Here is a 17,368-nt window from a genome sequence, read left to right as displayed (position 1 = left end):
TGCGATGACGGACCTTGGCCTCTATCGCCATCTCGACCAGATGACGCCCTGGAACGACCGGCTGCAGGTGCTGGAAGTGATCGGCGTCAGCGACGAAGCGCCGGACGTGAAGACCTTCACCTTCCGCTCCGACAACCAGACCTGGTTCCGCTACAAGCCGGGCCAGTTCGTGACGCTGGAACTGCCGACATTGGACGGGCCGCTGATGCGCACCTACACGCTGTCGTCCTCGCCGTCGCGGCCATTCTCGATCGCGGTGACGGTCAAGGCGCAGGCGGGCAGCACCGGCACGCGCTGGATGTTCGACCATCTGACGCCGGGCTCGCACGTCAAGGCCTATGGGCCGACCGGTGATTTTTCGCTGCATAGCCACCCGGCGGCCAAATATCTGTTCATTTCGGCGGGCTCCGGCGTGACGCCGATGATGTCGATGCTGCGCTGGTTGAACGACTGTGCGCCATGGACAGATGTCGGCTTCGTCAACTGTGCGCGCCGCCCGGAAGAGATCATTTTCCGCAAGGAACTCGAGCTGCTCGGCAGCCGCATGCCCGGCCTGTCGCTCGGCTTCATGATCGAGGAGCGGTCGAGCCGCGAGGGCTGGTTCGGCCATATGGGCCGCATCGACGCGATCCGGCTGCCATTGCTGGCGCCCGATTTCCGCGAGCGCGAGATTTTCTGCTGCGGCCCCGATCCCTTCATGCGCGCCGTGCGCGGCATGCTGGACGCCGCCGGCTTCGACATGGCGAAATACCATCAGGAAAGCTTTGCTGCGCCTGCCGTGGAGGAAATCCCGGCGCCGTTCTCGCCGCTGGCGGAGGACGGCGCTGCTGCTGCCGTCGAGGCCGTGACACCTATCCGGTTTTCGCTTTCCGATGTCGATGCCGAATGCGTCGCCGGCCAGACCGTGCTGCAGACGGCACGCGCCTCTGGGGTGCGGATTCCCGCCGCCTGCGAGTTCGGCCTGTGCGGCACCTGCAAGGTGAGGAAGGTCGCGGGCGATGTCGAGATGAGTCACAATGGCGGCATCCTCGATCACGAAATCGAGGACGGCTTTATCCTCGCCTGTTGCTCGAAGCCGCTTTCGGCGCTTGAAATCGAAGCGTGACCGGCTGCGCTCCCCCGGAGCCTGCGCCATCTTGCCAAAAACCCTGCAAATGGTTAGACGCCTGCAACGGTGGGGTTGACCGTAAGGCCCGAAGATCATCTCCGCGGCCTGCTCGGCGGGGGAGCAAACATGCGACAATCCGGCATATATGCCATTGCCAGCAAGGATATCGTCTTTGAATCCTTCGACGGCGAAGCCGTCGTTCTTGACCTGACCACGGGCAAATATTTCGGCTTCTCTGATTCAGGCAGCAGACTTTGGGATGCACTGTCGTCCGGCGTGCCTGCCTCCGAACTGGTCGGCGCCGCGACCGGAATTGGCGCCCTCGATGCCGCCGCGATTGACGGCTTTGTTTCACAATTGCTCGAATTCGGTTTGCTGGCGGCCGTAACCGATGGCGTGGCAAGACAGGCTCCAAGCGAATTGCTGGCTCAGCTCGCCGCTGCCAGAGAGCCCCTCAAGGTCGACATCCATGACGATCTCGCCGATCTCATTGTCGTCGACCCCATCCACGAGGTCGAGGAGCCCCTCGGCTGGCCCGCGGTGAAGCAGGCCAACTGAAGCGCCCATCAGGTTCTCGTTGCCGGACAGCTCCGGAACAGGCAGGCCCATGCCGAACGTCACTCTCGAAAACTTGGTTGACTACGCACGTCATGTCCTGGCGCAAGCAGAGAGCAGCGCCGAGCATTATCCACTGACCCGCAAGGCGAGCTTGCCGCATCTGGATCTGACCGCGCATGTCAGCCCCGGCGCGTTGGCGGATGCCGTCGCTCATGGCTTTGTCAGTGCTCCGGGCAACCGAACGCCTGCCGACATCTGCCGCGTCTTCGTCGCACATCCCGGCATAGACGACATCGCGGCACCGGTCAGTTGGGGCCAGGGGCCCTTCACGCAGCATGGCTTCGCCACCCGGCTGGCGGAGGCCGGATTGCGCGGCAACCATTTTCACGACCTGGATTTCTGGCAGTTCTATGATCCGCAACGTCGCGTTGGCGTGCAATTGATGGCTTCGGCCGATGCCTTTCCACCGTGGGAGCCGGGAGCGCCGCTGCGGGCTTTCCTGCATTGGGAATATGCGGCACGCGGCATGCGGCTGGCCCATGCGGGGACGCTCGGGACTAAGGGCAGGGGCGTGCTGCTGGCCGGCGCGGGCGGGGCCGGGAAATCCGGAACCGTCGCCGCCGGCCTCCTCAACGGACTGGACAGCGTCGGCGACGACTATGTGCTGGTCGACCTCTCCAACGGCGTGACTGCCCGCCCACTGTTTTCAACACTCAAGCAGGATCCCCAGGGGTTCGTTCGGCTTGGGCTGAAGCATCGGCTGAAAGCGCATGGTCCGCTCAACTGGCAAGGCAAGCATGCTTTTCACATTGATGACATCGCGCCTCGGCCGGTGCCCGAAACTCTGGACATCATCGCGCTGCTGGTGCCACATATCGGCGGAGGCGAGGCAAGTTCGATCGTGCCGGTGTCGCGCAGGGATGCCATGATTGCCTTGGCGCCGTCGGGCATAGCGCAGATGCCGGGCGAGCGGGAGAGCGGCTTTCGCTTCTTCAGCGATCTGACCCGCCTGCTGCCGTGCTATCGTCTGTCGCTGGGGACGCAGCCACAGGAGATAGCCGGTACGATTGCGGACTTTCTCACGCGGGGCGCTTCGTGAAACTGAGCGTGATAATGCCCGTCTACAACCGTGAGCGCTATGTCGTTTCGGCATTGCGCTCGCTGGTGCGGCAGCGGGACGCCGCCGATCTCGACATCATCGTCATCGACGACGGCTCGACCGACGGCTCTGCTGAGGCCGTGCGCTCGATGATGCGCGAAAACGCCTGCATCCGACTGTTCCAGCAATCCAACATGGGCGTAGCCAGGGCGCGCAACGCCGGGCTGCGGCAACTGCCGCCGGATGCGGAGTTCGTTTCGTTTCTGGATTCTGACGACATCTCGCTGGCCGGACGGTTCAAGAAGGACCTCGCGCGCTTCAGAGCAGACCCCGGGCTCGAGCTAACCTACTCGCTGATGACGCTGGTTGATCGGATTGACGATGAGCGGCTGAAACCGGCAGTCGCCAGCCGCACGATGACGCTTCGGGGAATTTCGCTGAGCGCCGCCGTGTTCAGCAGAGGGCTTGTCGACCGGACGGGCGAGTTCGATGAGGATTTCGAGCAGGCTGAGGATACCGACTATCTGCTGCGCGTTTTCGAGGCGGGACCGAACTACGAATTGTTGGACGCCGTCGCGATCTACTACCGACGCCATGCCGGAAATGTCACCAAGGAACATAGCGGCAGGGTCCGCAACCACTTGCGTGCAATCCACAAGTCGATGCGGCGGCGCAAGGCCGATCCGGCACGGCGAGAGGTCCAAGGAATCTTCGAATTGAAGAGTCCCACCGATTGGCGGATGCTATGATGCTCGACACAATCAAGTCGGATCAGCCAAGCCCGGAATGCTGCCGGAGACGCCCATGAAGCTGAGCGTCATCATGCCGGTCTACAATCGCGAACAATTCGTTGGCCTCGCGCTGCGCTCGCTGCTCAGGCAGCGCGAAGACATCGATCTCGACATCATCGTCATCGACGATGGGTCGACCGATGGTTCGGCAGCCGTCGTACGGTCGTTGATCGACGAGGCCCCGTGCATTCGTCTTTTCCAGCAGAGCAATGGCGGCGTCACAAAGGCGCGCAATGCCGGGCTGAAGCAGTTGCTGCCGCAGACCGGCCTGGTGTCGTTTCTCGATTCGGACGACATCTCCCCGACGGGGCGCTTCAAGGCGGATCTCGCCTGCTTCGGAGAAGATCCTGGCCTGGACCTGACCTATTCGCGCATGACGCTGGTCGACAAGATAGATGGCGAGACGCTGGAGCCGGCCGCCGACAGCCACTCCATCACCGTGCGAGGGATCCACCTGTCCGCCGGGATCTTTGCGCGAAACCTCATCGAGCGCACCGGAGGTTTCGACGAGGATTTCAAACAGGCCGAGGACACCGACTATCTTTTGCGTATCTTTGAGAGCCAGACAAAATACGTTATGCCCGATACGGTGGCTCTCTACTACAGACGTCATCCCGGCAACATGACCAAGGAAGCCGATGTGCCCTTTCGCGAGTTCATGCGCGCCATTCACAAGTCGATGAAGCGTCGTAAGGCCGACCCCAACTTGCGCCGAGTGGAGGGAATCTTCGACTTCAAGGATCTCGCGCAGTGGCGGTTCCTTTGATGGCAGCCTACGGCGTCGTCATTCCGGCTTTCAACGCGGCCGCCACCATCGGCGCGGCCCTGAACTCCGTCCTGGCCCAGACGGCAAGGGCGGAGGCCGTCGTCGTGGTCGATGACGGTTCGACCGACGATACGGTTGCGGTGATCGATGCGATGAACTTGCCGGTGACGGTGCTGCGACAGGACAATGCCGGACCTGGCAGCGCAACGACCCGTGGCATTGCGGCACTCTCGACGCCGCTCATCGCGACGCTCGATGCCGACGATTTGTGGTTGGCGGACAAGATCGAAAAGCAGCTGGTCCATCTCGACCGTCATCCCGGGACAACGGGCGTCTTTACGCATTGGCGGACGTTTCGCGGCGACAGCCCCGATTTGCCCGATGCGACCAGTGGAGCTGGCTGGTCGCGCACGACGATGATGATCCGCCAAGAGGTGGTGCAGAGCGTCGGTCCCATCATCGACCCACCAGGCGGTCGCGGCGAGATGATCGACTGGATCGCCCGGGTTCGTGAGGCAGGCTTTGCCCTTGCCATGCTCGACGACGTGCTTGCATTGCGCCGCATCCGTCCGGGCAGCCTTTCCTACGGCCGCGATCCGGCACGCGACCGGGGCTACCTCCAGGTCGCAAGGCTCGCCATGCAGCGGCGAGCCCAGAACAAGGCAGGTTCCAGTTGAACGCCACGCCCGTTCGCCGCATCGGCCGCCGCTTCCCGGACTATGGCTGGTCGTGGCCCACCGGCCAGCTGGACCTGTTGCTGAAGGCGGCGCTGCTCTCCGATGAGGACGCAGCCGCTGCCTGTGCCGCGCGCTGGCTGGACGAGAACGACATCGATCTCGTCTCGTTTCGAGAACATCGCCTGCTCGCCGCCATCTCCGACAGGTTCGGCAGGAAGCTGGCCGGGCATGCCGCCCATCCGCGCCTCGTCGGCCTGCAGAAGATGCTGTGGACGAAGTCGCGCATGGCGATGCGCGAGGCCGAGCCGGCGCTGAAGGCGATGGCCGACGGCGGCGCCGACATCATGCTGATAAAGGGCGCCAGCCGCATTGCCTTGAACGCGTCGGCGCAGCGTGGCCGGGTGGCGCATGATATCGACATATTGGTGCGCCCGCGCGACATGGCTGCCGTCTTCGACATCTTGCGCGATCGCGACTGGCAGATCGCCTCGGGCGTCAGCGCGCAATATCTGCGAACCCGGTTGGCGTCGCTGCGGTCGATGAACTTCTTCAAGGGCCGTTTCGGTGACATCGACCTGCACCAGCTCGGCTATGACGGGTCGCAGACGAGCGCGGAAGACGACCTGGCGATCTGGCAACGGGCGGTCCCGGCACAATTCAGCGGCGTCGCGGTCTTCGTGCCGTCGCCGGCCGATCGCATGGCCCTGGCCATCGCCCATGGCGGCCTCGACGCCCATACCCACAGCGACTGGCTTGTCGACTGCGCGGTCGCCATCCATGGCGAAGACGTCGATTGGGACACGTTCCTCGACATCGTCGGCAGACGCGGCCTGGCGGTTCCAGCGGCGGTGGCGTTATCCTATCTGGCGTTTGAGATCGGCATTCCGGTGCCGGAACCGACAATGGTCAGAATCTTGGAGATGGCCGACGGGGCCGGCCTGTCGCGTTGGTCGTCGGTTCTGCAAGCCAAGCCGCGCACGGATTTCGGCGGTCTTGTCTGGCTGCCGCGCGGGCTTGCCAAGCAGTTGCGCCTGAAGCGGAAGAAGGGCCGGTTGCAACAGGAGCCACCCGCCAAACCTTGGCGCGGCAGACCGGCCGCGCGCAAGCCTCAAGCAGCATCGGCGCCTTTGGTGTTTTCGCAGGCCATCGCCTGTCCGCAAACGACCGGCGACATGATGCTCGAAATCATCGTCAGGATCGGCGTTCCGCCAGTCCGGCGCCGCATCGAGATGGAGATCAATGACGGTGGCGAGCATATTGCCCGCCTGCGCGCCATGGCCATCAGCCGGTCCGGCAGGGAACGCGTGCTGCATTTTCGCGGCAAGGTGACTCTCGACGGCGCGCGAGTTGCCTTGACGCTCGAGGCGCGACCATCGCGACAGTTTCGCGAGTGGAACGACGCGGCCACGGTGGCCGCCTATGGCGCCTTGCCTTTCCAGTTGCTGTCGGCGGATTTCTTTCCGGTCGGCTGAAGGAAGGCCCACCCGGCAGCTATAAGGCGTCGGGAGTGATCAGCCTCAAGGATGGGAAATAGGTCTGGTAGCGGCCGACATCACGGGTCAGAAGCGGAAGCTTGGTGACGGCGGCATGTGCGCCGATGAAGAAGTCAGGCAAGACGCCGGTCCTCGATCCTCCTGATCGGCGGTATTGCGTGAATACCTTTCCAGCAAGGAAAAGGGCGGCTCTTGGCATCGGAGCCATTTCGAGACCGGCCGCATCCAGAAATGCCTCAAGATCCTCGATTCTGATGTAGCGAACGGCAAGTTCTGCATAGACCGCATCATTGATCAACAATGGCCCATCGAGGCTTGCCGCCTCGAGTTGCGCGATCGACCAGCCCGCCCAATTGGGATCGTCCGTAACAAGGTCGAGCAGAACGTTGGTGTCGACGAACGTCACGCTCCGCCACGCGTCAGCGCCATGATAGCCTCGGTCGTGAGCCCCTCGCCGGCATGGCCGCGCAGATTGGCGAAGCGGCTCGCAGGCGGCTTTCTGTCAACCCGAGCCAACACCACGCTGCCATCGGCGGCGCGCCGGAAATCGACTCTGCTGCCCGGGACGATCCCCAGGAGGTCGCGGACGGGTTTGGGAATGGTCACTTGTCCCTTTGCCGTGACGGTGGTGGCCATCTTCACTCCTTGGTAATACCATATTCCGACAAGGTATTACCTCATCGGTCGATTTTCAAGGCTTGAAGCATCGTGTCTCGACCGAACCGCCAGAGTCCGTTCAAACTCCGTAGCGTTCGGTGCGAATGATTTCCGCTGCAACGCCGGCATCGATCAGCGCTTGGGCGGCCGCGGAAACGAAGGCGTTGGAGCCGCAGACGAAGGCGATGCCAGGCGGCTCCGGCAGCCGCGTCATGGCTTGAACCATCATCGCGACGTCTACCCGCCGCGCATAGTCGGCTGGACGGCGTGCGGCTTCGCGCGTCAGTGTCAGCATCAGGTCGAAGCCGTCCTGGCGTTCGTCGAGGGCGATCAACTCGTGACGAAAGATCACTTCGTCCCAGACCCGGACCGAAAAGACCAGGACGACGGGCACCGCTGAATTACGCGCGGCGCGGTGGCGGAGCATCGACATCAAGGGCACGACGCCCGAACCGCCGCCGACCAGAACAAGCGGTCCACTCTCATCCTCCGGCCAGACGAAATGCCCGCCAAGCGGCCCGCGCAGTTCGATTTCATCGCCCACTGCCGCGACCTCGTGGAAGAAGGGCGAGACCTCGCCATCGTCGAGTTTTTCGATCGCCAGTTCGATTGCGCCGCTCGTTTCGGGCGCGGAGGCGATGGAATAGGAGCGGCGCGCCTGATAGCCGTCCGGCGCCGTCAGCCTGACGTCGACATGCTGCCCGGCGCGATAGGCGAAGGGCCGAGACGGCTGGAAAAAGAAGCTGGTGACACGCGGCGTACGCTTTTCGATGCGGACGATACCGGCTGTTTGCCAGGGCGACTGCACTGCCGCCGCATCGCTCATGGATCGTCCGTGTAGCGCTGCTCGCGCCATGGGTCGCCATAGATGTGGTAGCCGCGCAATTCCCAGAAACCGGGCTCGTCTCGCGTGGTGAATTGCAGGCCGTTCAACCATTTGGCCGACTTCCAGAAATAAAGATGCGGCACCAGCAGCCTTGCCGGGCCGCCATGGTCCGGTGTGATCGGCTTGCCTTCGTAGAGCAGCGCCACCATGGCCTTGCCGGCGGTGAGATCCGTGACCGGTACGTTGGTGGTGTAACCGTCGAACGCGTGCGCCAGCGTGAAGCCGGTCGGCGGCTCCACACCCGCATCGGCAAGGATATCGTCGACCAGCACGCCCTGCCACGGCGTGTCGAACTTGGTCCATGCTGTCACGCAATGGATATCGCGTGTCATCTTGGTCATCGGCAGCGCGTTGAACTCGGTCCAGTTCCATTTCTTGATCGGGCGTGGCCCATGTTTCAGCGTGAAAGACCAATCCTCGGTACGCACGCGCGGCGTCGGACCGGCCGACAGCACCGGGAAACCCTGTTCCAGATACTGGCCTGGCGGGATGCGGGCATCGCCATCGGCTGGCGGGCGCCGTCCTGAAGAGAAACCTCGGGTGACCATAGCGGCAATCCCCATGCAATCAGGCCACTATCGGCCTGACGCAATGTTCTCGAAGATGCCGTGACGGGCAACCGAAATCTTGACGGGCGAAGACCGGCGGGATCGTCACCGATGGACCTGCCGCTCCCATGTTCACGTCAACGCCATTTCTCAGCCATTGGCAAAAGGCACCGCGATGTACATTTGAGCGTCGCCACGCTCGACCAGCAACAGCACCGATTTCCTGCCGGACTTGCCGGCCAAGGCGATCGCCTGGGTTACCTGCCTGGCGTTCTTGACCGGCACCTGATTGACGGCAACGATGATGTCGCCGGCCTGTATTCCGGAAGCAGCGGCCGCTTTGTCGGGGTTGACGCTGGCAACCACCGCGCCGTGCTGCTTGCCGGCTAGGTTCATCTGCTGGCGAATGTCGGGTGTTATATCCATCAAGCCGAGCCCTATCGCCGGAGCGCGCCCGGCGCTCGGCGCGTCGGACCCGTCGTCCAGGGACGCGGTCTTCGCATCGTCGCTGTTGTGGCCGACATCGACGGAAATCCGCATCGGCTTGCCCTTGCGCCAGACATCGACCGTTTCCCTGGCGCCCGGCGCGACATCGGCGACCGCCCGCGACAGGTCCTTGGGATCCTTCACGTCCTGCCCGGCAAAGCTGGTGATGACGTCACCCGTCTCGATGCCGGCGTTGGCCGCCGGCGAACCATCGTTGACCTCTGAGACCAGTGCGCCGCCGGAATGGTCGAGCCCGATGGCGCTCGCGACATCCGGTGTCACCTCCTGGATCTGTACGCCGAGATAGCCGTACTGGATGGAGCCGCCCTTCATCAGCTTGGCGACCACCTTCTGGGCCTGATCCGATGGAATGGCAAAGCCGACGCCGACGCTGCCGCCATTGGGTGAATAGATTGCCGTGTTGATGCCGACGACATTGCCGGCGACATCCACCAGCGGGCCGCCGGAATTGCCGTGGTTGATCGGCGCGTCGATCTGGATGAAATCGTCGAACGGGCCACTATGCAGGTCACGGCCGCGCGCCGAGACGATACCTGCCGTGACGGTGGTGCCGATGCCGAACGGGTTGCCGAAGGCCAGCACCTGGTCGCCTGGCATCAGCTTGTCGGAATCACCCCACTTGACGATCGGCAGGGGTTTGTCCGACTTGACCTTGAGTACGGCGAGATCGTTCTTGGCATCGCGGCCGATGAGCTTGGCCGGAAGTTCGGTGCCGTCGTCGAGCGTCACCTTGATCGAAGAAGCACCATCGATGACGTGGTTGTTGGTGACGACGGTGCCATCCGCGCCGACGATGAAGCCGGAACCCAGCGCCTCGGCGCGCTGCGGTTGCTGTTGTGGCGGCGTCTTGGGCGTCGGCATGCCCTGGTCACCGAAGAACTGGCGGAAATAGTCATCGAAGGGCGAGCCGCCGTCGAAAGGAGATGCATCGCTCATCGTTTCAGGTTGTGCCTTCATGACGGTGGTGACCGTCACCACCGCCGGCTTGTCGGCGGCAACGATGGGTGCGAACGAGCCATTGGGCGCGGTGATGCCGGCGACAGGCGTCTGGGTCGTCGGAATGGTGTTGCCCTCGCCTTGGGCGAAAGACATGACGAAGGGGGATATGATCAGCGCAGCGCCCAGCAAGGCCGCGACGCGATGCCTGCGAAGGATATCTGACATGGTCGTTTGTCCGGGCGAGAGTTGATCCAGCGCCGTGGCCTCTCCCGTGCGGGGAAATCGGTCATCGGCGTGTCGAGGTCGCAATTGCCCGTCTCGCCTACATGGCAGCCAACCGGATCGACGGCCTTGCATCTAGGGCGCGGATTGGCCCGATTTAGGGTTTCCGGGCGACCTTACGAAGATTTAATATCCGCACGGCGGCAGGTTCGCAAAGTCGTCGGGCCGCACCTTGCCGTCTCGCTGGAGCCTCAGCCACCGGCGGTTCGCTCGAGATAGGCCGTGGCAATATCGCGCATGCGCTTGCCGTCGAAGCTCGGTCCGTGTCCACCATGACCGATGCGGATCGGCAGGTCGAGCAGGCGCTGCATCGTGCTGACATAGGCGGCTCCGTCGGAATCCGGCAGGTCGTCGATCAGCATGGCGTCGTAGATGGCATCGCCGCTGAAGAACAGGCCGTCGACCTCGTCGAACAGCGCGATCGAATCCGGTGAATGGCCCGGCAAATGCAGCACGCGAAATTGCCGGTCGCCAAGATCGACGACATCGCCCTCGTCCAGGGTTCGCGTCAACGGCGCGGGCGGGATCCTGTAGTCGGCCGACTTCCATCCAGGCGCCGGCGGTTTCGAGACGGCACCCTCGAGGTCATGAAACATGTAGGCGTAGGTCGCGGCCTCATCCATGGTCTCGAACCGAGCCGCGCTCATCCTTGGCCCTGCCCGCAACGGGAATTCATGCAGCGAGCCGACGTGGTCGAGATGGATGTGGGTGGCAACGACCAGCAGCGGCTTGCCCTCCGCCGTCTCGATCTGCGGCGCCAGCGGACAGATGCCCATGCCGGTGTCGACGAGCAGGTCGGCATCGCGACCGCGCAGATGCCAGATATTGGCCCGAACATAGGCATGGACGAAGGGCTCGGTCAGCATCGTCGTCTTGTCGTCGACGACGCTCCTGCTGAACCAGTCGGGCATCACCTGTGAGCCGGGCATCAAGTGTGAGCCCGGCATCAGACGAAGGGCTTCCCGACCTTGTACTTTTCCGGCACCAGCCGCTTGAGATAGGCCATGCCGGCATCCGACAGCTGATTGACATCGGGCTTCATGAAATCGTCCGGCATGTGGCGTGTCTTGCCGGCGACGTTCTTGAGCGGCACTTTCTTCAGCACCGTTCTGGTGCCGTCATATTGCAACGCCACCGAGCCGCCGCCCTGTTCGGCGACGGTGACGGCGAAAGCGCCGGCATCGAACGCCTCCTGCGCGTCGACCGCGCTGATGGCGCCGATATAGCCGCGCGGCATGTAGCCGAGCGCATCGACGCGGGCCCGCTTGCCCGGCAGGCCTTCCGCCAACGCGCGCTCGAGTGCGGCCGGCAGGTCGCTGCCCGACAGCTTGACGTTGCCGTGCGCGTCGCGCTCGAGCTTGTCCGGCGGCACCAGGCTTTCGACCAGTGCCTTGCCGTCGGCGGTGCTGACCCCTTCCGAAACGGCGACGATGCAGCGCTTGTGGCGATCGAGCGTGGCACGCACGTCGTCGATGAAGCCGGCGGCTGAGAATGGGCGCTCGGGCACGTAGACGAGGTGTGGGCCGCTGTCGGGGTCGAGCTGCCAGGCGGCCGCGGCCGCGGTCAGGAAGCCCGCATGCCGGCCCATGACGATGCCGACATAGATGCCGGGCAGCGCACGAAAATCGAGATCGACGGACAGGAAGGCGCCGGCGACGAACTCGGCCGCCGAAATGAAGCCCGGCGTGTGATCGTTTTCCTCGAGATCATTGTCGATGGTTTTTGGCGCATGGACGAAGGCAATTGAGCCGCCGGCGGCATCGGTCAGGATCTGCTGGGTACCCGACGTGTCGTTGCCGCCGATATAGATGAAGGCGTCGGCGCCGGACTTCTTCAGGCCGTTGAGGATGACATCGCAATAGGCGGCGTCGGGCTTGTCGCGGGTCGAGCCGAGGGCGGCGCTCGGCGTGCCGGCAATCAGCCGCAGCCGGTCCTCGGGGATGGCGGAAAGGTCGACATAATTGCCGTCACGGATGCCGCGCACACCATGGATGGAGCCCAGCACCTTGGCACCGGGATGCCGCTTGCGGATCTCCAGTGTCGCCCCGACAACCGTCTGGTTGATGACGGCGGTTGGGCCGCCGCCCTGCGCGATGACAAACGTTCCAGCCATGCTTGATTTCTCCCGGCGCGATGGTTTTCAAGGCACCTTGGCCTGTCTTGCTGCATCGCGCAACGGGAGTTTCGAGCGGCGCCAACACGCCGCATAAGCGTCAGACGACGACGACCGGATTTTTTTTGGAGACGCGGCTGTAGAGGTCGATGATGTCCTGGTTGATCAGGCGCACGCAGCCCGACGACATCGCCTGGCCGATGCTCCACCATTCGGGCGAGCCGTGGATGCGATAGCCGGTGTCCTTGCCGTCCTGGTAGATGTAGAGGGCACGCGCGCCGAGCGGATTGGTGAGGCCGCCGGGCTGTCCGGCCTGCCACTTCACCAGTTCAGGCTTGCGGGCGATCATCTCCGGCGGCGGCGTCCAGGTCGGCCATTCCCTGCCGTACTGGATGTTGGCGCGGCCCGACCAGCGGAAACCATCCTTGCCGATGCCGACGCCGTAGCGAATGGCGTCGCCACCCGGCTGGACGAGATAGAGCATGCGCTCCTTGAGATGGACGACGATGGTGCCGGGCGCCTCGCCTGTCGTGTCGACGACGATCTGGCGGCGGAATTCCGGCTTGACCTTCAGATATGGCACTTCCGGCACGTTGAAGCCGCCGTCGGTCAGCCCGGCATACATGACGCCGGGGCTGGTGATGTTCTTGTCGACGCTGATGCTTGGCCGGATCGGCCGCACGGAACCCGTGGTGACGTCGTCGAGCTCGAGCGCCGGCAGACCCAAGCCCGAGGTCGAGCAACCGGCGGCGCTCAGCAGCGCGAGCGCCCCTGCCCCGGACAGGATGGCGCGGCGGGAAAGATGATGATCGGTTTCGATTGCGTCGCCATTTCGCGGCGGCGTCAGACCTTGCGGCAACTCACGCATATACCCAGACCCTACGCTGTCGGCGGGAAGCACGGTCCGGCCGGATAGCGGGCATTTTCATCATTCATGGTTGATAAAGCGTGAAGACCTTGCATAGCCTGCATTTGCGCATGGCCTTGACGATGTCCGACCTCTTGCCTGGGCTTGAACGAAGGCTGCTGCACAAAAAGACCTCGGTCGGGTCATATTCCCGGCGCCGGCGTTTCCTACTCCTCGAACCATCAGCGAGGGGCCTCCATGTGCAAGATCTTAAAAACCGACATCAAGCTTTTTGCCGCTGCCATTGTCGCGGCGGCAACCGTTCTCGGTGCCAATGTCAGCCTGGCCGATATCGTGAGCACGCTGAGCGGCGCGAACTGACACCGATCTGCCGCTGGCGCAGTCAGGGAAATCGCCTCTTTACATTCTCCTGGGCCTAAGGATTTATCCTCTTCTTTAAGCTCAAGGGAGACGAGCATGTCCTTCGAAAACTGGGCCGCCTTCGCCGCCGCGTCGACGATCCTCCTCATCATTCCGGGTCCGACCATCCTTCTCGTCGTGTCCTACGCGTTGGGCCAGGGCTGGCGCACCGCTCTGCCTATGGCAATCGGCGTGGCGCTGGGCGACTTCACCGCGATGACCTTGTCGATGCTGGGCATCGGCGCGCTGCTGGCAGCTTCGGCTGGTGTCTTCACCATCCTGAAGCTGATCGGCGCCGGCTATCTGATCTATCTCGGCGTGAAACTGTTTCGCGCCGGCGGCGCGCTGAAAGCCGAACCGCGCACCGACGCGGTCTCCTCGGCCAAGATGATGGCGCACGCCTGGCTGGTCACCGCGCTCAACCCGAAAAGCATCACCTTCTTCGTCGCCTTTCTGCCGCAGTTCCTCGACCGGCATGCCGATTTCTGGACGCAGATGCTCATCTTCGAGACGACCTTCCTGGCGCTCGCCTTCGCCAATGCCTTTGGCTATGCGCTGATCGCCTCACGCGCACGCAACGTGGTGCGCAATCCCAAGGCGATCCGGATCTTCAACCGCACCGGCGGCACGCTGCTGGTCGGCGCCGGCATCGCCACGGTGGCGATGCGTTCCAGCAATTAGGCTCTCTGTCTGACCATGCCCCCGAAACTGTTTTTCGGGGTCATGACCGGCCTTACCATTTGACGCTGAACCCAAGATTGCCTTCGAGTATCCGACGCTCGTCGCCGCCGAGATTGGTGGTGTAGTCGCCGGTGGCGAAGATGCTGACCTTGTCCGTCACCTTGGCGATCACACCGCCGCCGAACTCGAACGAGGTCGATCTGCCCTCGGTGGAGATATCGGTGGTGTCGAAATTGACATGGCTCGTGCCGCCGAAATCGTGCCAGATGTTGGCCTTGAGGTACGGCTGCAGCGCCATGCCATTGATCGTTGTTTCGCCTTGCAGCCGTGCGCCGAGCCGGCCGGTCACGTTGCCGTCGGTATCAAAGGAAACCGAAGCAAAGCGGTCCGATGCATCGTCGAGCGACAGTTGCTGCCAGACCAGTTGCGCCTGCGGTTCAAGCGTCCAGCCTTGCCCCAGCGCGATGGGATAGCCGCCTTCCAGCGAAGCGGTGACACCGGTCCCGCCGACGTCGATGCCGATGTCGCGCGATGATGTTGCGTCTCCGCCGAAGAAGGTGGCCATGAGGACGCCGTCCAGGTACCAGCCACCCTGACCGATCCGGGTCCAGTAGCCGCCGACGCTGGTGCCGTTGATATCCATGCTGCCGACGGACAGATTGTCCCAGCCCAGCGCCTGGCCGCGCACGTCGCCATTCATGCTGGCATAGGCGACGAACAGGCCGGCGCGATCGGTCTGGCCCGACGCGGTTTCGCGGCCGAACAGATCGAAGCCCGCCTGGAGGCCGAACAGGGTGCCGTCGAAGGACGGCGATACCGTTCCTGAATACGCCATCTTGCTGTCCTGGCCGAAGATGCGGCCCCAGACCGGCGACAGCTCGGTGTTCGACAACAGGCTCTGCTCGCCGCGCCGTTCGTGGAAGGTGCCGAGCGTCGTCATCGCCAGATGTTCGGCGACCGGGGGCAAGGCGGAATAGACCGGAACCTCGATGCGATAGAGCAGGATCTCCTCGCCCGCCGCCGGTGTCGGCAGGTCAGGCACATCCGTTGGCACAACCGGCGGCGGAGGGGGCGGATCCGCAACTGGTGCCGGCGGTGGTGCCGGCGGCGGCTCGGGCTCCGGATCGGCGGCCTGCACCGGCGGTGTCGGATCGACCGGCGGGTTGTTGATGTCGCCCTCGGTCGGAGGCGGCGTCGGCGGCAGCTCGGAAGGCGGCGGCGGCGGCGGTTCGGCCGCCGGCGGCTCTGGTTCCGGCGGCGCAGTAGGTTCCAGCGCCGGCGGGGCGGCGGCCGGAGGGGCCGGCGTGTTCAGCGTCGAGCGCAGGTACCAGTTCTCCTCGCTGCCGGCGCTGACGCCGCCCTTGAACAGATAATATTCAAAGGCACCGGCGGCGACCGGGGCGTCGAGCGCGAATGTCGTGGCGCCCGAGGTGGCGCCGTTGATTGCCTGGACGACCATGATGCCGTCCTGCGTGGTCGCAGCCCCCGCGCCGCCGAGATTGACCACGGAGATCCCGGTCGAACCGGAAGCCGTTCCGCTCGACAGGACCAACTTGTCGGATGCGGAGGAATCGTCACCGAGCTCGGTCTGGATAAGCAGCAGGCCACCCAGGCCGACATAGTTGCCCGAAATCGTCAGGCTGTCGGTGGCACCGGTGCTGCCATTGGTCAGGTCGATGCGGCCGGCATTGGTGACCTGCGCCAGCTGGCCCGCCGTAAAGGCCTGGATCGCCGTGTTGAAGCCGCCGCCATAAAGCGTGCTCGCGGCATCGACACTGAGCGAACCTGTGCCGGTGCCGCTATCGCCGAGCACCAGATTGCTGTCCATCGTCAGCTCGGTGTCGTTGGTGGCGTCGATGCTCTCCCAGTTCTGGAGCCGGCTGACCCCATCCAGTTTGACGTTGTCCAGGGTCAGCGCATCGGTGCCGAGGCCGCCTGATATGGCATTCGTGGCACCTAGATTGGCGTTGGTGAGGTTGCTGAGCCTGGCGGTGTCGTTGTCGCCGCCGAGATCGACGGCGCCATAGATGATGCCACCACCGTTCCAGACGAAATCGTCGGCGCCAAAACTCATCAGTATATCGCCACCGACCGTGCCGCCGGTGATCGTGACGCTGTCATTGCCGCCGCTGACGCTGATGTTGCCGCCGACGGTGCCGCCCGACAGGATGATCGTGTCCTTGTCGAAGCCGGTGACGAGGTTGCGGTCGATGGTGCCGCCGGACATGTTGAAGTAATTCTGGTCGAGCTTCATGTTGACGCGGCCGATGCGGCCACCGGTCATCACGGCGCGGTCGCCATCGTCGAAGAAATCGACGATGCGGCCGCCGGTCATGGTGAAGGTATCGAGGCCGTCGCCCTGGTTGAGCGAGCCGATCTGGCCGCCGCTCATGTTGAAGTCGTCGATGCCGGCGCCCTGCTGGACATTGCCGGCGACGGTCCCCGCGCCAATGGTGAAAAAATCCGTGCCGCCACCCTGATCGACGGTGCCGGTGATGGTGCCGGACTGCATGTCGATGCGGTCCGTGCCGACGCCAAAGCTGACATTGCCTGATATCTGCCCGGTGCCGCCGGCGGGAAAATTCAGCGTGTTATCGCCATCGGCATCGGTGAGGCTGCCGCCCGAGTCGCCGCTATCGCAGGTGTAGACGGTATTTCCGGCGATTGGGCCCAGCACGCATGCGGCAAACGCAGCTGAATTGGGCAGCAACGCAAAAGCTGTAGTTGAGAAGATGCTAATAAGCCACGGGTGTAGCGGCTGCGGCTTTCGCCGAAGCGAAGCAACTGCCACCTGAGCATCCCCCGAACGACTGTTCGGAGGCGAGTTCTTCATATGCCGCATCGCGTCCCCTCTCGATTCGCGATTCCAGCCCCCGCCAGCCGCCGTAATGAAGACACAATTCATTCGATTTTACAAAGCCTAATCTGCCCCGCATGGTTGCTAAACTGCAAAGACTACTGAAATGATCTGGCGTAGCGCGCGGTTGGCGTGTCCG

General features: G+C 63.7%; 18 protein-coding genes. 9 read left to right on the top strand and 9 right to left on the bottom strand.

Annotated features, from left to right (window positions below):
- The first annotated feature begins 4 nt into the window (after positions 1-4).
- From NP945_RS13625 to NP945_RS13595, 7 genes are all read left to right on the top strand, one after another.
- Entirely contained in the window at positions 5-1,105 is a 1,101-nt protein-coding gene (locus NP945_RS13625) for a hybrid-cluster NAD(P)-dependent oxidoreductase (protein ID WP_256746631.1), read from the top strand.
- A gap of 129 nt (positions 1,106-1,234) precedes the next feature.
- Positions 1,235-1,666: a PqqD family protein gene (locus NP945_RS13620; RefSeq protein ID WP_127320475.1), complete on the top strand. Its 432-nt coding sequence runs from the start codon at positions 1,235-1,237 to the stop codon at positions 1,664-1,666.
- Between the two features lie 49 nt (positions 1,667-1,715).
- The gene (locus tag NP945_RS13615) at positions 1,716-2,765 is read left to right on the top strand and encodes a serine kinase (protein ID WP_256746630.1); all 1,050 of its coding nucleotides are present in this window, start codon (positions 1,716-1,718) and stop codon (positions 2,763-2,765) included.
- On the top strand, positions 2,762-3,514 hold the full coding sequence (locus NP945_RS13610) for a glycosyltransferase family A protein (protein WP_256746629.1): 753 nt from the start codon (positions 2,762-2,764) through the stop codon (positions 3,512-3,514). The genes NP945_RS13615 and NP945_RS13610 overlap by 4 nt, the downstream gene beginning before the upstream one ends.
- 55 nt (positions 3,515-3,569) lie before the next feature.
- Positions 3,570-4,322: a glycosyltransferase gene (locus NP945_RS13605; RefSeq protein ID WP_256746628.1), complete on the top strand. Its 753-nt coding sequence runs from the start codon at positions 3,570-3,572 to the stop codon at positions 4,320-4,322.
- On the top strand, positions 4,322-4,999 hold the full coding sequence (locus NP945_RS13600; protein WP_127328592.1) for a glycosyltransferase family A protein: 678 nt from the start codon (positions 4,322-4,324) through the stop codon (positions 4,997-4,999). The genes NP945_RS13605 and NP945_RS13600 overlap by 1 nt, the downstream gene beginning before the upstream one ends.
- Positions 4,996-6,471, top strand: coding sequence for a nucleotidyltransferase family protein (locus tag NP945_RS13595; protein ID WP_256746627.1), 1,476 nt, complete (start codon positions 4,996-4,998; stop codon positions 6,469-6,471). The genes NP945_RS13600 and NP945_RS13595 overlap by 4 nt, the downstream gene beginning before the upstream one ends.
- A 19-nt stretch (positions 6,472-6,490) precedes the next feature.
- Here NP945_RS13595 and NP945_RS13590 read toward each other — a convergent pair whose 3' ends face one another.
- The 8 genes from NP945_RS13590 to NP945_RS13555 form a co-directional block, all read right to left on the bottom strand.
- Entirely contained in the window at positions 6,491-6,898 is a 408-nt protein-coding gene (locus tag NP945_RS13590; protein ID WP_127267349.1) for a type II toxin-antitoxin system VapC family toxin, read from the bottom strand.
- Positions 6,895-7,128: an AbrB/MazE/SpoVT family DNA-binding domain-containing protein gene (locus tag NP945_RS13585; protein WP_127267350.1), complete on the bottom strand. Its 234-nt coding sequence runs from the start codon at positions 7,126-7,128 to the stop codon at positions 6,895-6,897. Before NP945_RS13585 ends, NP945_RS13590 begins: the two co-directional genes overlap by 4 nt.
- A gap of 100 nt (positions 7,129-7,228) precedes the next feature.
- Positions 7,229-7,975, bottom strand: coding sequence for an FAD-binding oxidoreductase (locus tag NP945_RS13580; protein ID WP_127320468.1), 747 nt, complete (start codon positions 7,973-7,975; stop codon positions 7,229-7,231).
- Positions 7,972-8,583, bottom strand: a complete 612-nt coding sequence (locus NP945_RS13575) for a sulfite oxidase-like oxidoreductase (protein WP_256746626.1) — start codon at positions 8,581-8,583, stop codon at positions 7,972-7,974. Before NP945_RS13575 ends, NP945_RS13580 begins: the two co-directional genes overlap by 4 nt.
- 150 nt (positions 8,584-8,733) lie before the next feature.
- A complete protein-coding gene (locus tag NP945_RS13570; RefSeq protein ID WP_256746625.1) occupies positions 8,734-10,254 on the bottom strand; it encodes a DegQ family serine endoprotease in 1,521 nt (506 codons plus the stop codon).
- A 248-nt stretch (positions 10,255-10,502) separates the two neighbouring features.
- Entirely contained in the window at positions 10,503-11,222 is a 720-nt protein-coding gene (locus tag NP945_RS13565) for an MBL fold metallo-hydrolase (protein WP_256746750.1), read from the bottom strand.
- Positions 11,223-11,257: 35 nt separating this feature from the next.
- A complete protein-coding gene (locus NP945_RS13560) occupies positions 11,258-12,424 on the bottom strand; it encodes a diphosphate--fructose-6-phosphate 1-phosphotransferase (RefSeq protein ID WP_256746624.1) in 1,167 nt (388 codons plus the stop codon).
- A gap of 100 nt (positions 12,425-12,524) precedes the next feature.
- Entirely contained in the window at positions 12,525-13,292 is a 768-nt protein-coding gene (locus NP945_RS13555) for a L,D-transpeptidase (protein ID WP_127322091.1), read from the bottom strand.
- Positions 13,293-13,529: 237 nt separating this feature from the next.
- Here NP945_RS13555 and NP945_RS13550 point away from each other — a divergent pair, with 237 nt between their 5' ends.
- Together NP945_RS13550 and NP945_RS13545 are read left to right on the top strand one after the other, a co-directional pair.
- Complete coding sequence (locus tag NP945_RS13550; RefSeq protein WP_127270199.1) at positions 13,530-13,652, top strand: hypothetical protein; 123 nt, start codon at positions 13,530-13,532, stop codon at positions 13,650-13,652.
- A gap of 96 nt (positions 13,653-13,748) precedes the next feature.
- Positions 13,749-14,372, top strand: a complete 624-nt coding sequence (locus tag NP945_RS13545) for a LysE family translocator (RefSeq protein ID WP_127270197.1) — start codon at positions 13,749-13,751, stop codon at positions 14,370-14,372.
- A 52-nt stretch (positions 14,373-14,424) separates the two neighbouring features.
- Here NP945_RS13545 and NP945_RS13540 read toward each other — a convergent pair whose 3' ends face one another.
- Entirely contained in the window at positions 14,425-17,214 is a 2,790-nt protein-coding gene (locus tag NP945_RS13540) for an autotransporter outer membrane beta-barrel domain-containing protein (RefSeq protein ID WP_256746623.1), read from the bottom strand.
- Positions 17,215-17,368: the final 154 nt, after the last annotated feature.

The sequence above is a fragment of the Mesorhizobium sp. LMG17149 genome (assembly GCF_024518695.1).
GTDB lineage: Bacteria > Pseudomonadota > Alphaproteobacteria > Rhizobiales > Rhizobiaceae > Mesorhizobium.
This window is presented reverse-complemented; position numbering and strand designations above follow the sequence as displayed.